This is a genomic window from Streptomyces sp. NPDC002889 (assembly GCF_042888425.1).
In the GTDB taxonomy this organism is placed as follows: domain Bacteria; phylum Actinomycetota; class Actinomycetes; order Streptomycetales; family Streptomycetaceae; genus Streptomyces.
Map to the genome: position 1 here is coordinate 70,765 of NZ_JBIAPT010000005.1, position 13,882 is coordinate 84,646.

Below are 13,882 nucleotides of genomic sequence, written 5' to 3' on the forward strand. Positions count from 1 at the left end.
CCCTCAGATCGGGTGCGGCTCCAGCTCGAGCCCCGTCCGACGCCATGACGTGAGCGCCCGCGTTGACGGATGCTCCGTGCCCAGGCTCTTGGCCATATCGGCCAGGGCCCAGTCCCGCATCTCATCGGCAGCACCCTGGTTACCAACGTCCCTCAGCACGACGGCGAGATTGCCGGCGCATACCAGCGTGGCGGGGTGGCTTGAGAACAGCACCTCGCGCAATTGGCCATAGGCCGATTCGTATGTCCTGCGCGCTTCCTGGTGCCGCCTCCCCTCCGCCTGCGCAGAGGCCAGGTTCACCCGGCTGACCAGCGCATGCGGGTGACTCTCCCCTAGGATCTCGGTGAACGCTGCCACAGCCCTCTCCGACAGGTGCTCCGCTTCGGCCACCTCACCCGCCTTCAGCAGATGCACCGCGTAGTTCGCGGAGCAGGCGATGGTGTGCGGGTGCTCCTCGCCCATGATCCGTCGGAGGTCGCCCAGCACCCTGCGCACGAGATCAAGCGCCTCGTCCGGCCGGTCCTGGGCCATCAGGTCGCCGGCCAGGTTCATTTCGAGCAACAGCCGCTCCGGTGAGACCTCTCCTTCGTTCTCCGGCGTGTGTTTCAGAACATGCCGAGTGACCTGTTCCGCCTCGGCCGCCCGACCGTCACGCCGCAGTGAACCGGCGAGTCCTCTCATGGTGTTGAGGACGGTCGGCGCGCCTTCGGTGAGTTCGAGGCTTCGCAGGCAGCGGTCGTGTGCCTGCCTGAGCAGTTTGACCGACTCCTTGTACTCGCCGCACTCCCGCAGATCGCGACCGAGATTGACGGCCGATTCAATGGTCAGCGGATGGTCCGGGAGCAGGATCTGCTCCCGGGTCTCGAGCGTCCTGCGGTCCAGGTCGCGTGCGGCGTAGCAGTCACCCAGCACTGCGAGGGAGACAGCGAGGTTGTTGGCCGCGGTCAACGTACGGGGATGGTCCTCGCCGTAGACGTCGCTGTATCTCTGGTGGGCCTCACGGTCGTACTCCAGCGCCTCCGAGAATCGACCGAGACCGCGCAGGTCCGCAGCGATGCTGCTGGTGGTCATCAGGACGTGCTGATCGTCCATGTCGCCGAGGACGGCGAGCTGGCGCTCCAGCACCCTCTCGTCAATGGCCAGCGACTCCTCGTACTTACCCTGGGCTCGCAGGATGTTGGCGATCTGGAAACGCATGTGCAGCGCCCAGCGCTCGTCCGGGTCCCCTTCGGTACTCCAGCCCGCCACGCACTTCTCGCTCAGGTCCAGGGCCTGGGTGAATTCACCTCGGCGGCGCAGCTGGCGGACGCGGTCCACGATGAGCTCTCGAACGCCGTCGTCGGGGGCGGTGAGCGCCCAGGGAGTGCCCAGGTGCGGCCAGATGATCCGGTACTGGTCCCAGGTGTTGGGGTCCTCCGGGTCGTCCTTGCCCGGCCTCGCTGCTACCAACGCACGGTAGACGATCTCTCGCGCCTCCCGTTGCTCCTCCTCGGTCATGCTGTTGCGCATGGAGAGCTGTACAAGCCGGTGCACCTGCACGCTTCTGGCTTTGCGGTCGACACGGATCAGGGCGAAGCGGCTGAGTTCCTGGTAGGCGCGGGCCACGGTGCGGGCGCCGCCCAGGGCCCGGGAGATCTCGATGCCTTCCAGAAGGTCCATGGAGATGGGCTCGGGACTGAAGTACGAGCAGAGTTGGAGCAGTCGCACCGCGGGCGGGTAGTTCTCCCTCAGCCTCCCGATGGCGAAGTCCCAGGTGCCACCGGTGGCCTTGGTGAAGTCGGCGATCCGGTCGCCGTCGCCGCTCGTCTGCGCGCCGGCTGTCGGCCGCTGCAGGAGTTTGATGTACTCGAGGGCACTCAGGCCGGTCTGTTTGATGCCCGCCGCTGCCTGCTCGACGGCGATCGGCAGGTCGCCCAGAGCATCAGCGACCAGATCGGCCTCGTCCGGGCCGCAGTCCGGAAGCCGGCGGCACAGATGACTGACACTTTCGGGGCGCTTGAAGACACCGATCTCGACTGTCTCCGCGTGGCGGTTCCAGCCCTCGGAGCGCTGGCTCGTGATCAGGACGTGTCCCGAACGCCCGCCGACGAGCAGCTCGGGCAGGTCCCCGGCATCGTCCGCGTTGTCAAGGATCAGCAGCCATCGGTGGTAGGGATCACCAAGGTCGAGCGCGTGGCGCACGGCGCGTGCCATGTCGGTGGGGTTCTTGCGTTCCGGCACGCCGAGCGGCCGGGCCATCGCCGCGTACTGCTCGACCGCGAGGTCGCGTTGCTCGGCCTGGATGTGCCAGACGATGTCGTAGTCGCCTTTGTAGCGGTGGGCGAATTCCTGTGCGAGAAGGGATTTTCCGACGCCACCCATCCCCCTGAGGAGGATGGTGTGCTTCCCGGTCCGCAGTTGTTCCCTGATGGATTCCAGCAGTTCGGTGCGGCCGGTGAACGAGGTCGTGCGCAGCGGCACCGACCACACAGGCGGCTCTTCGCCGGGGTAGCGCGGCGCCAGCCGGTCGGCCCCGGTGAAGTGGCTGCGTGAGCGTGGCTCGGGGCCGACGCCGAATACCCGCAGCAATGCCTCTGTGGCGAGCGGCTCGGTGGCGCAGCGGGACAGGTCGACGAGCCGCTCGGTGAAGGGCTGGCTCAGTGGTACGTCTTCGACCCGCACCGGAACCAGATTACGGCGGTTGCCGAGTCTGTCGGCCGAGAACACAGCCTCCCATGTCGTTCTGTGGCGGGAGGAACGCAGATAGGCGGCGGACAGCACAACGAGGGTGTGGGAGGTGGACTCCACCCCGCGCTCGGTCTCGGTCTTGAGACGGGCCCCGTCGTCAATGCCGTCCGGTGCCAGATGAACACGGAATTCCGCGGCTTCGAGCGTGGCGCGGATCCACTCGGCCCAGGTGCGGTCCTGCGGGACATAGCTGATGTACACATCCGAGACGTCGAGCGGCCGGCGGCGGGTGTACAGGTCGAGGTAGCGCTGCCGCAGGCTCTCGTCCATAGGCGGCATCGAGGTCACCGCGCCGTCGGTGACCACCGCGGTGAGCCGCTCATAGGCGGCCAGCAGGGAGGAGGGGGTGCCAGAGGTATCGCGGAAGGGGGCCAACAGCTCTTCGTACGAATAGGCCGGGCGGTACGGAATCTCCACTCTGCCCCAGTAGTCCTGCGCAGGGATGTCCGTGTGCCGGCCGAGGATGTCGGCGAACCGCAGCCTGATCTGGCCGCGGGCGGCATCCAGCCGGTCGGCCTGTCCATTGGTGTCCTCGACGCGCATCGGTACGGGCAGGATGCGGATATCGCGAAAGCCGTACATCTCGTCGACGCGTTCGGCGACCGCCACCGCTCCCTCGATGCTCTGGCTGCTCGGAGTGAAGCAGGTGACGAGAGTGTGCGGCAGGTTGACCGTACAGATGTCGGAGATGTCACTGAGGCCGGTCCGGCTATCGATCAGCACATAGTCGTATGTCTGGACGAACTCGCACTTGAGGGCCTCGATGAATTCGGTCGCTCGCGGGCCGTCCATGAAGGGCTTCCAGTCGAACTGCGAGAACGCGCTCAGGTACTTCTTGCTCTTGGTGCCTGCGGGGAGGTAGTCCAGCCGCCCCCTCTGGGGGAATTCCCAGATGACGGGAATAACGCAGTGATTGAAGCGGGCTCGTTCGGCCACCCACGCGTCGTCGACGACTGCGGACCGGCCGCTTCCGTGCGGTCCGGGGTATTGCACCTCAGCCAACCGCTGCTCCTCCAGCAAGGACTGATTGAAGCGGCTGACGAGATCGAGGACTCCGGGGGTGGTACGGAGCTTGTCCTGGTCGAGGAAGGGGTGGAGAAAGAGGTCGAGGCCCGGGGCGTCCAGGTCCCAGTCGACCACCAGGACCCGTTTCCCCGAAGAAGCCATGATCCAGGCGGTGTTGGCGAGTGCCATCGTCCTTCCCGTACCGCCCTTGTACGAGTAGAACGTGATGATCCTGCCCGCGTCCTCGCCCGTCATGGCATGGCCTCCGCGCCGCCTTCGTCGGTGCCGAGTCCGTCGGCACCGACCCCCGGCAGTCTCCCCGTCGTGCTGCTCCGCGGGGACGATTGCGGCTGAATGTACCTCAGATAGCGCATGTAGGCGGACTCCGCCAGCTCTCCGAACCACAGGGCGAACAAGTCGGCCGTGGAAAGGCCACGAACGGCGAACTGCTGTCCCATCCTCCCCTCGCGCAGGTAGCGCGGAAAGGTGGCTTCCAGAAGTCCCCGCAGCCGTTCGCCGTGCTCCTTGGTCTGCGGATCGTCGTCGGCAAGTGCGGTCAGCACGGCGGTCCAGGGCCGATGGGCGTCGTCGAACGCCCTGGCCTTGCGGGCAACCTTCGGGTCCTGAAGCGCCCAGGGGTCGACAACGAGAATCCAGGGCCCGGCCGGGGTGTCGGTGCCACGCAGTTCGACCAGGGCCTTGTCGAACGACACAACCTCCGGATCGAAGCCCTGGTTGCGCGCCAGTTCGGAGACCTGCTCGGCGACCGGGCCGCCTGCGACAGGCCCGTAGGGCCGCCAGTCGAGCGGCCGGGGGCCATAGCGCAAGGCCTCACGGCCGATCGGCAGATGCTCCTCCGACGGGGCGAGCACGGTGACCCTCAGTGGTGGACTGGGCGGGATGGCGGAGAAGGCGTCCGGCAGCCGGGCCAGGCCCCGCCGGTCGAGCGCTCTCTGTACACCGGCCCCGAGGGGGGCGACGGCGGCGATACGACGCGCGAGCCAGTCGGTGACCTGGAGCGCTTGGTTCTCCTCCAGGTCGAGCAACTGGTGCAGCCCCATAGCCGCGTAGCTCTCTCCCGCGTCGTCCATGCCCTCCGGGACGGCCGGCGTCTCTTGGACCGCTGCCGGGACGGAAGCCGCCGGGTAAGGCGTCCACAGCACGGGCACGATCTGGGGCGCGGTGCCCGATGAGCTCCCCCGGGTGACGGCGCTCCACTGACGGCCACAGAGTGGATCGGTGAAGTACCGCTTCGAGTACAACGGGACGAAGACCCGGCAGCTGGAGAGCGCGCGCAGGGATGCCTCTCCTTGGGTGCCCGGCTCCTCGATGAAGCCGGAGGCGGCCGTCGGCACTCCGGCGTGGACCGCAACGCGGTGGCGCAGCACCTTGTAGAAATCGAAGACCAATCTGTCCGGGTCGTGTCCGGGGCGCCGGACGCCCGGGATGCGCGCGTAACTCAGAAAGAAGAGCGGCATCCTACATTCCCCCCTCAAAGACGTTGCGGAGGTCGTCGAAGAGCCCGATGTCGCACGGCTCGAGGCGAGCCTGCTGAGCCACTTGGACGATGGTCTGGGCGATGCCCCACACGGACCTGCGGTACTGGAGTGAGTAGCCGGCCTCTCGCAGTCCGTACAGCCCCATCTTGAGATAGGGCGGCCCGAGGTCCGGGTGCGTGTATTGGACCGCCTCGGCGACCGGGGGAAGATCCAGATGTGCGGGGCTGAGCCACAGGACGGGGACGATCGCGTTGATGGTGTACGGGCGGGTCTTGCGCTGCTCGGCCTGCCGCCTGGAAAAAGCATCCCATTCCTTGCCGCACCATTCCCTGGAGAAGTACCGCTTGGTGTAGACGGGCACGAAGACCTGACAGGTCGCCAGTGCCTGCTTGAGGTGCCGTTCCCAGTCCGCGCCGATCTTGATCCGCCGGTCCAGGTAGCCGGGCGACTGGGTGCCGTCGTGGTCGGTCAGCTGCATGACGTGCCGGCACAGCTCCCGGTGGAAGTCGACCAGATCCTGGTCCGGGTGATCTCGGCTGCGCTCCTGCTCGGTGGAGGGGACACGCGCGTAGCTGAGGAAGAAGTACGGATCGGGACCGGTGCCGGCGGGCAGCGGCGAGGACGAAATCGGATGCGTCATGGCCTCGCCCCCCTCGTCAATCCCCGCCACGCGTTTGCGAGTTGCGCCGACGGCGAGGCCAGTGGGATCCATTGGAACGCGAAATCACTTGTCGGTGCCAGAGGCTGGAGCCGGCCAGTTGCCCGCTCCGCCGGAACGCGGCCCGTACGCAGGTGCGCACTTCTCTCCCGGCACTGCCCGCACCATGGTTCACCGCGCCTTCGCGCCGAGGGTCTGCACAGTCGCACGCATGCCCGCCAGCAGCCGCTCCCCCACGCCCGTCGGCGCGCCGGCTCCCGAGAGCGTGTCCAGCGCGTCGAGGACCGCGCCCTGCCAGTACTCGGCCTGCCGGGTGGCGTCCTCCGTGTCCACACGGCGCGCCTCGCGCCGGGAGCGGGTCCACCAGACGTCGGCGACCGCCAGATGGGCGTACGCGCCTTGAAGCGCGGCATCCGCAGGCCCGGGGTCCGTGCGCCAGGCAACCGGGTACCGACCGCCGCCGGGCTCGAAGAGGTCGTACATGTCCTGCATCGCACCGAGTTTGACGTGCTGGAACTCATGGATCAGCAACAGGGCGAGCGTCTCGGCAGAGGGCGGCAACGCGATCGCGACCGCGCCGAAGGCGTGCCGGGACGTCTCACTCACCATCGGGGCGGCCAGCGGGGTCACCGCGCGCAGTCCGGCGGCGAGCCCATCGGCGTACTGCGGATACTCGTCCCGGATGACCTGCCAGGCCTCGCGGAATGTCTGCTGCCAGGACCGGAATTCGGCCACGGTGAGGCGGGGCGATGCCTCGGCCCGATAGCAGGTGCGGTACGGATCGGTGTCCTCCAGCGCCACTCGTATGCCGTCGGCCTCCAGATATCGCAGTGGCTCCCAGACGACGCCGTCCGGCAGTGCGGCCAGTTTGCAGCCGTCGACGGTGAACTCACCGGCCTCGGCCGCCACTGACACGACCCGGCCGGATCCACCGACCACCAGTCGGCCCAGGCCGGGCAGTTGTATGGTGCCGTCCCGCAGCGGCACGGTAAGGCTGAGCCGCTTCCCCATCCGGACGGCCGCGGCCAGGGCGATCTCGGCGGGCCGTCCCTGGTCGAGTGCCGTCTCCTCGCAGACGCCCAGCGCCCACACCCTCAGATAGGGAACGGCCAGCACAGTGTTCAGCATGTCGGAGGGGATGTCTACGATGAACTCCCAGGCCATGGAGGGGTGCGGCGCCTTTCGGCGCGCGTTCGCGAGCAGCGCTCGCCGGATGCTGCACTCCGCCCGCGCCAGCTCCTGGACGGCCGGCGCGCCCCCATATCCGGCCGCAAGATCGTCGAAGTTCGCGCGCCGCAGGCCGTGCAAGGAGGAGCTGTCGTCGGCGCCTTGCACGTACCGGATCAGTTTCAGCAGATCGGCGCAGTACACCGAGGGGTTGTCGAACCCGCCGGGCGTCCGCGAGCCCGCCGACGTGCGAAAGCGGTGCGCGTACAGCCCCCCGCCGCAGACCGCGACCACCGGACAGGCACGGCACTGCGCCGACAGACCGTCCAGGCCCCGCCGCTGAGCCAGGATGCCGGGGTGCGCGGCGGCTTCGTCGAAACGGTCGCGCGCCACATGGAATCCGGTCTCGGGGGCGCCGTGGGCTACAGTCTTCAGCCAGTCCGCTTGCTCGATTGCCCCGTTGGTCTCCACCACGAGCAGGTCTGAACTGCCCAGGCCCAGTGCCTCGGTGAGGCTCACACCACCGTGGGAGAGCCGGGAGATCGAGTCGAACATCCGGATCCGGACCGGCTTGCCGTCGTCCGTCCACTGCCGGTGCACGGCGATCAGCCAGTCCGCGTAGTCCGTCTCGCCGTGAGGGCGCAACGGCGGGCGGTCCCAGGTCGCGTGCGGCAGCAGGAAGTCGATGCCCGGCGGGTCCAGTTCAGCCAGGGCGCGGTAGACCGCGACGGGATCGTTCCTCACGTCGACGGTGCACAGCAGTCCTCCGAAGGCACGCCGGTGGCCGGGCGAGCCGAGCCACCGAACGGCACGCACGACGCCGTCGTAGCTGCCGGAACCGTCGGCCCTGATCCGGTGACGGTCATGGGAGATCCGGTCGCCGTCGAGCGAGATGCCGGTGACGATGCCCTCTGCGGCGAGCATGTCGCAGAACTCGTCGTCCAGCCGCAGCCCGTTGGTCTGCATCCGCAGATCGAGCCGGCTCACGCCGTGCAGTGCGGCGCGCAGCGTGCGGGCGAAGCCGCGCAGCCGCTCCAGGCCGACGAGCAGCGGTTCACCGCCGTGCAGCACCACATGTACCCGAGGCAGGCTGTGTCCGGCCGCGTGCTCGGCAATCCGCTCGGCGGTGAGCCGAAAGATCTCGTCCGTCATGGTGACGGGGCGGCCGCGCCAGCTCTGATCGGCGTGCTGATAGACGTAGCAGTGGTCGCAGGCCAGGTCGCACCGACTGTGCACCTTCAGCACGAACTGGCGAAATGGCCGCGTTCCCGGGACAAGGGAGCGCCTGTACAGCCGGTGACTCAAGGCGAAGGCTGCGCGGACCCGCTGGACTGGAATGCAAACGAAACCTCTCCGCGGTCTGTCCCCACGCGCGCCAGAACGGCGTTCTGCGCCGACTCGGGCACCTGGTGCACCGGGGTGTCGTTGTGGTTCGGCACTGCGCCGGGGATGGTCGCGGGGTACTGCTCGTCGCTGTTGTCCATACGGGCTCCTCGGGTGTATGGCTCCGGGCGGCCTTCATATGGTGACTTCCTGATTACGTGACGACAAGGCACTCACCGGCCAACTGGGGTAAGTGACGCATGCCACCACCGCCCCGGTGTACTGCAGGACCGTGCGGGGCGCTGAGGGGAGTCCCGGGCAGGGCATCGCGCTGATGGGAATGGACGACGAAGCCCGGGAGGCGGCCGTCTGCATCTTCCGTCCCGCTGTGCCGCCGGAGACTCAGCGCGTCCTGGCCGCTGAGGCGAAAGCGCTGCGGAGTACTCCCATTGCGCCGGCCCGCGCACGACGCCGGCGGCTCCCGGCCGGGACCGCCACTGTCGCCCGGGGGCGCATCGCGGACCTTCTCGGGGATTCTCGCGCACCACCTCGGTGGGGTTGTTGTCGCCGTCAGGAGCGATCATCTGTACCTCGGAGTACCGGTCGCGGTGAGCGTTCTTCGCCTCATCGAGTGCCTGGCTGTCGGTGTTCTCCACACTGCGTTCCCGCATGACATGCAGATGGCTGTTGAGAGCAGTCGTGAACTGGCGGGCAGCACGGTTGAGTTCGGCATAGCAACTACGGCGGAGCGCACGGTTCTCGCGGGCGTCCTCGATGCGATGAAGGAGCTCTCTCTCTGCGCTTGGCTCCTTCGGAACCGCGCTGGGTCAGCACGGATGCCCCCAGAGTCCCGCCCACACCCGCTACAGCGATGAGCGCTGAGCTGAGATCCACTGACCGCCCCCTTGACAGATCTTCCGGCTACGTTCCCTGCCCGTGATCACCAGCCCGTCAAGTCGGCGCGCTTCCTTCTGCCCGTCGCCAACGACAGACCCGACCCACTTCTTCGCCCTACGCCGTGTGCGGCCTTGGGCCTAGGTGGGCCCGCAGGGAGCGCGCCAGTTGATCTGCTCGGTCAGCCGTCACCCGCTCCTCTTCAGGGCGCTTGAGCAGCTCGAACACACCTGGCCCACGGTGTTCCTGGGGTAGGTCTGCCATCCGAGGCACGATGTGGAAATGCACATGGGCGAAGCCTTCGGCTTCGGCGAACTGCGCGACGTAGGACTTGACGCATCCGGTCACGCTGTGGAGGGCCCGGGAGAGCGTGACCTGCCATGTCCCCAGCGACGCGGCCTCGGCGTCGGTGAGGCCCCGGACTGCCGTCACGTGGCGACGAGGCAGCAGCACCAGCCAGCCGGGCAGTGCGGTGTTGAAGTCGTGGGCAACCCTCCAGTGCTTGTCAAAGGCGATGCACTCGCGTGGCGGCAGCTCATCGAACTGCGCTTCCTTGCTACATGCGTAGCAGTCCGGCGTCGTCATGCCGAAATCGTAGGGCTGCCTCACTGCAACGCACCCTGCTGATCGGGTCGGAGGAGCAGGGTGGTGATCCTGTGCAGGGATCCAGGCCATGGGTATCCCGCCCGGCCAGGACCGCTGCGAACGAGGCCGACCGAGCCGGGATGCGTGGGCGCGGGGGCGAATCACCGGCGGCGCGGTGGGTACTTCTCTGCCGCGTCCTGTCGCACATTGGGCATCCGTCTGGCGGACCGGAGTCCGCAGGGGAGGCCGGCGGCCCTACACTCAGCAACCGCTTCCGGTTGACGGGAGTGGAACCCGTTTCCGGAAAGGACTGATTGACCGTGTGGCAGGAAGCGCCGATCTACGACCGGCTCGTCACGGAGCTCGGCGACATTCCAGCGCAGGTGCGCAGCGAAGCCGAGCGCACATTGCGGAATCTGGACCAGGTGATGCGGCCGGGGGCGCCTGGGACCGGCCTCCCGCAGCACATACGGCCGTTCACGCCCGTGCAGCGATGACGCGGTGGGCGCCGCGGCCGGCTCCATGGTGCGGCTGACCCTGCTCAAGCCTGCCCTCCCCCGGTATCTGTGGCGGTCCAGGCAGTGCCCGGGGTACGGACTGGCCCCCGGGCCTGTGGACGAGGCCGCCGTCCTGATCGGACACCGGCTCGCTCCCCGTTGACACGATCGGCGGACCGATGTCGCTGTTCCTGCTGACGTCCATCGAAGGCAACGCAGTTCGCCCGGTGCCCCGGGTGGGGGATGCCCCCGGCGGCGCCGGGCAGTCCGGCGGGCGCAGACGTTGGGCGCCGTCGCCCCCGTCGGAGCCGAGCAACCAGGTGCGTGTGTATGCCGGGTCGTCATGACCGAGCAGACGGCGCGGCCGGCCGACGGAACCATCGGTGGCGAGCGGGTGTTGTTCGTACCCGAGCGGGTACCGCTGTGCCCATCCGTTCCTGCCGCCTCACAAGGATGAGTAGCATCCGGCAGCAACACCGGACGACCGAAGGCGAGCTGTCGTGTCCAACGAAGCCAATATCGAAAGCATCCAGAACCGTTATGCCGAAAGGGTCGCGGACGACCTGAAGGCCAATGAGGAGCAACAGGAAGGAATCCGATCGCAGATCACGACTCTGCGGGCCCGCCTCGAACAGCTGAAGAACGACCATGCCTGGCTGTCCGGCATGCGGGGCTCGCTGTCTCCGGAAGCCGCGCAGGAGCAGTCCGACGAAGCACACGGCGCGGAGGCTGAAGCAGCCCCGGCAATCGCCAAGCCCGTACCGCAGCCGCGGCAGGAGAAGAAGGCGGCGAGCAAAGGGGGCGGAAGCCGGAAGAAGTCCGCTGCGTCCAAGGCGGCGGGCAAGCCCAAGCCGTCCACTGCCGGGGCGAAGAAGAACGAGGGCCCGACCCTGCCTGCTCTCATCCTGAACCTGCTCACCCAGCACCATGAACCGCGCATGGTCAGCGAGGTCGTCACGGAGCTGGCGCAGGCACACCCGGAGCGCACCGTGAGCAACCAGGTGGTGCGCAACGCGCTGGAGTCGCTCGTCGCGCGAGCCAGTATCGAGCGGCAGCGTCGCCAGGGGTCCGTGTTCTACACGGCGCCCAAGGCCGGCGCCGCAGACGGCACGTCCCTGGAGCCGGCCGCTCCAGCCCTGGCCGAACCGGCTGACCAGTCAGTGCCCGCGAAGGTCTGACCGTCCCCGGCGTGCCCTGTGTCCACCGGCCACACAGGGCAGTCCGGTCCGCCACGGCACCTGCCGCCCCGTGAGTACAGCACTGACGGCGGAAGTGCAGATGCTGGGGCCGGACCGACGGGTGCCCGCCCCGGCAGGCGGGACGGGCACCAGAGCTTCTCAGGCAGCGGTGATGTTCTCCGCCTGAGGGCCCTTCTGCCCCTGGGCGATGTCGAAACTCACCTTCTGGCCCTCCTGCAGCTCACGGAAGCCGCCACCGGAGATGTTGGAGTAGTGGGCGAAGACATCCGGGCCTCCCCCGTCCTGCTGGATGAAGCCGAAGCCCTTCTCCGAGTTGAACCACTTCACGGTTCCACTGGCCATGCTGTTGTCCTCCAAAGGACTCGCGTCGGCCCCGCACCGTGCGGGAGCCGGAGGTGATCGCCCTGGCTCGCAGAAGACGCTGAACAGCACACCGTCCGCGCGCAATTGCGCGCGGACGGGAACCTACTTCAGAACCACGACAGCTGTGAGCGACGCTACACGGACAGCACCGGTCCCACCACGAAAACACCGCTGGCCCGCGGGTGATTCAACGGCAAGGCGGCAGAACCAAGGCGGGGGCGGAGACGGCCGTACGAACTCTGCCGTCCGGGACCGCAGCGGGAGGCGTCAGCCGTCCACCGGCAGGCCACGGGGGTCCTTGATCCGCTTCATGATGATCTGCGAGTTGACCTCGGTGACGCCGGCCAGCGCGGTCAGCTTCTCGATCCACAGTCGCTCGTACGCGCGCAGATCAGCCACCGCGATGCGCAGCAGGCACCCCGGGCTGCCGAAGAGGCGGTACGCCTCGATGACGTCGGGGATGTCCTGGAGGCCGGCCTCGAAGGCCTCGACCACCTCACGGTCGCGCTTGACCTCGATGGAGACGAGCACTTCGAAGCTCCGGCCGACCGCCTCCGGGTCGATCACCGCGCGATAGCCCTGGATCACCCCGTCCTGCTCCAGTTGCCGGACGCGGCGCATGCACGGTGAGGGGGTCAGGCCCACCCGCTGCGCCAGCTCCTGATTGCTCAGCCGCCCATCGTTCTGAAGCTCTCGCAAGATATCTCGATCAATCGCATCCATGGGGCAATTATCCACCACCCTCCCTCGCCTGTTGGGCAAAAATGCGCGAACATATTGCGAGCTCGGTCTTTTATCATTGCGTCCGACTGCTCCGGCATCCCGGAGTCAGCAGCCATGGGGCGAGCCCGGCCGGAGCCACGAGCGAGGCCGGGTCGCGTCCCCCGTCGAATGGCCGCCTCACCTGCGGCACGAGCGAGGAGTGGGCACTGTGGGACGGGTCGTCGTCATCAGCACCGGCGGGACGATAGCCAGCCGCTGGCAAGGATCGGGATTCGCCGCCGACGCACATGGCCAGGAGGTCATGGCGACCGCCGCGATCCCCGCGGGCGTCACCGTCGAGATCGTCGATCTGTTCAGCGTGAACAGCCCGCGCCTCACCACCTCTCACCAGCTCACTCTGCTCCGTACAGTCCACCAGGTGCTGGCCGACCCGGGTGTGGACGGCATAGTCGTCACCCACGGGACCGACACCCTGGAGGAGTCGGCGTTCCTGGTCGACCTCCACCACGACGACCCGCGTCCGGTCGTCTTCACCGGTGCCCAGCTTCCGCTCGACGCAGCCGACGGCGACGGACCCGGCAACCTCCACGACGCGCTGCTGACCGCCACGACGACCCGTGATCTCGGGGCACTGATCGTCTTCGACGGCAAGGTGCACTCCGCCCGGGGCACCGTCAAGACGCAGACGCTCGCCGCCGACGCCTTCGCCGACCCCTCCGGCTCCCGTATCGGGAACGTCGGCTTCGGCCGGGTCTCCGTACTGCGCCACCCCCAGCGCCCGGCCGCGCTGGCCCTGCCGGGCGTGCCGGACACCCTGCCGCGGGTCGACATGGTGATGCACCACTGCGACGCGGACCCGCTCCTGCTGGACGCGGCCGTGCGCGCGGGGGCCCAGGGAATCGTCCTGGTGGCGACCGGAGCCGGCAATGCCACCCCCGAGATCGTCGACGCCGTCGCCTCCGCGACCTCCCGCGGCGTGCTCGTCGCCCTGACCACCCGGGTCCAGGCCGGACCGGTCACCGAGATCTACACCCACGGCGGCGCGGTCGACCTCGTGGCCGCGGGCGCCGTGCCGACCGGCACGCTGCGAGCCGGGCAGGCCCGTATCGCCGTGCTCACCGCACTGCTCGCCGCCACCGACCCGCGGGAACGGGAACGGGTACTGCGCCACGCTCTCGGCGAGGCCGTGTCCTCAGCCGCCCACGCGTCGGCCGCACTCGTCCAGGCGTAGACGGGCTGCCG

General features: G+C 68.3%; 11 protein-coding genes. 3 read left to right on the forward strand and 8 right to left on the reverse strand.

The window, feature by feature from the left end; translation table 11 throughout:
* Positions 1–3: 3 nt before the first annotated feature.
* The 6 genes from fxsT to ACFYWI_RS09060 all read right to left on the reverse strand — a co-directional run bounded on the left by fxsT (position 4) and on the right by ACFYWI_RS09060 (position 9,858).
* Positions 4–3,987: an FxSxx-COOH system tetratricopeptide repeat protein gene (fxsT, locus tag ACFYWI_RS09035; RefSeq protein WP_389227534.1), complete on the reverse strand. Its 3,984-nt coding sequence runs from the start codon at positions 3,985–3,987 to the stop codon at positions 4–6.
* A complete protein-coding gene (gene fsxC / locus ACFYWI_RS09040; RefSeq protein WP_389227538.1) occupies positions 3,984–5,210 on the reverse strand; it encodes an FxsC protein in 1,227 nt (408 codons plus the stop codon). Before fsxC ends, fxsT begins: the two co-directional genes overlap by 4 nt.
* Position 5,211: 1 nt before the next feature.
* Positions 5,212–5,871: a TIR-like protein FxsC gene (locus ACFYWI_RS09045; protein ID WP_389227541.1), complete on the reverse strand. Its 660-nt coding sequence runs from the start codon at positions 5,869–5,871 to the stop codon at positions 5,212–5,214.
* Positions 5,872–6,060: 189 nt separating this feature from the next.
* A complete protein-coding gene (locus ACFYWI_RS09050) occupies positions 6,061–8,301 on the reverse strand; it encodes an FxsB family cyclophane-forming radical SAM/SPASM peptide maturase (RefSeq protein ID WP_389227544.1) in 2,241 nt (746 codons plus the stop codon).
* A gap of 56 nt (positions 8,302–8,357) precedes the next feature.
* The gene (locus ACFYWI_RS09055) at positions 8,358–8,540 is read right to left on the reverse strand and encodes a hypothetical protein (protein ID WP_389227547.1); all 183 of its coding nucleotides are present in this window, start codon (positions 8,538–8,540) and stop codon (positions 8,358–8,360) included.
* An 850-nt stretch (positions 8,541–9,390) separates the two neighbouring features.
* A complete protein-coding gene (locus tag ACFYWI_RS09060) occupies positions 9,391–9,858 on the reverse strand; it encodes an HIT family protein (RefSeq protein ID WP_389227550.1) in 468 nt (155 codons plus the stop codon).
* A 320-nt stretch (positions 9,859–10,178) separates the two neighbouring features.
* Between ACFYWI_RS09060 and ACFYWI_RS09065 the strand changes: the two genes are divergently transcribed.
* Complete coding sequence (locus ACFYWI_RS09065) at positions 10,179–10,355, forward strand: hypothetical protein (protein ID WP_389227552.1); 177 nt, start codon at positions 10,179–10,181, stop codon at positions 10,353–10,355.
* Positions 10,356–10,855: 500 nt separating this feature from the next.
* The gene (locus ACFYWI_RS09070) at positions 10,856–11,533 is read left to right on the forward strand and encodes a hypothetical protein (RefSeq protein WP_389227555.1); all 678 of its coding nucleotides are present in this window, start codon (positions 10,856–10,858) and stop codon (positions 11,531–11,533) included.
* Positions 11,534–11,692: 159 nt separating this feature from the next.
* Here the strand turns inward: ACFYWI_RS09070 and ACFYWI_RS09075 are convergent, their stop codons facing one another.
* Positions 11,693–11,896: a cold-shock protein gene (locus ACFYWI_RS09075; RefSeq protein WP_389227558.1), complete on the reverse strand. Its 204-nt coding sequence runs from the start codon at positions 11,894–11,896 to the stop codon at positions 11,693–11,695.
* Positions 11,897–12,184: 288 nt separating this feature from the next.
* Positions 12,185–12,640, reverse strand: a complete 456-nt coding sequence (locus tag ACFYWI_RS09080; RefSeq protein WP_389227560.1) for an Lrp/AsnC family transcriptional regulator — start codon at positions 12,638–12,640, stop codon at positions 12,185–12,187.
* A gap of 208 nt (positions 12,641–12,848) precedes the next feature.
* On the opposite strand from ACFYWI_RS09080, the gene ACFYWI_RS09085 reads away from it, so the two are divergent.
* The gene (locus ACFYWI_RS09085) at positions 12,849–13,871 is read left to right on the forward strand and encodes an asparaginase (protein WP_389227563.1); all 1,023 of its coding nucleotides are present in this window, start codon (positions 12,849–12,851) and stop codon (positions 13,869–13,871) included.
* Positions 13,872–13,882 lie beyond the last annotated feature (11 nt).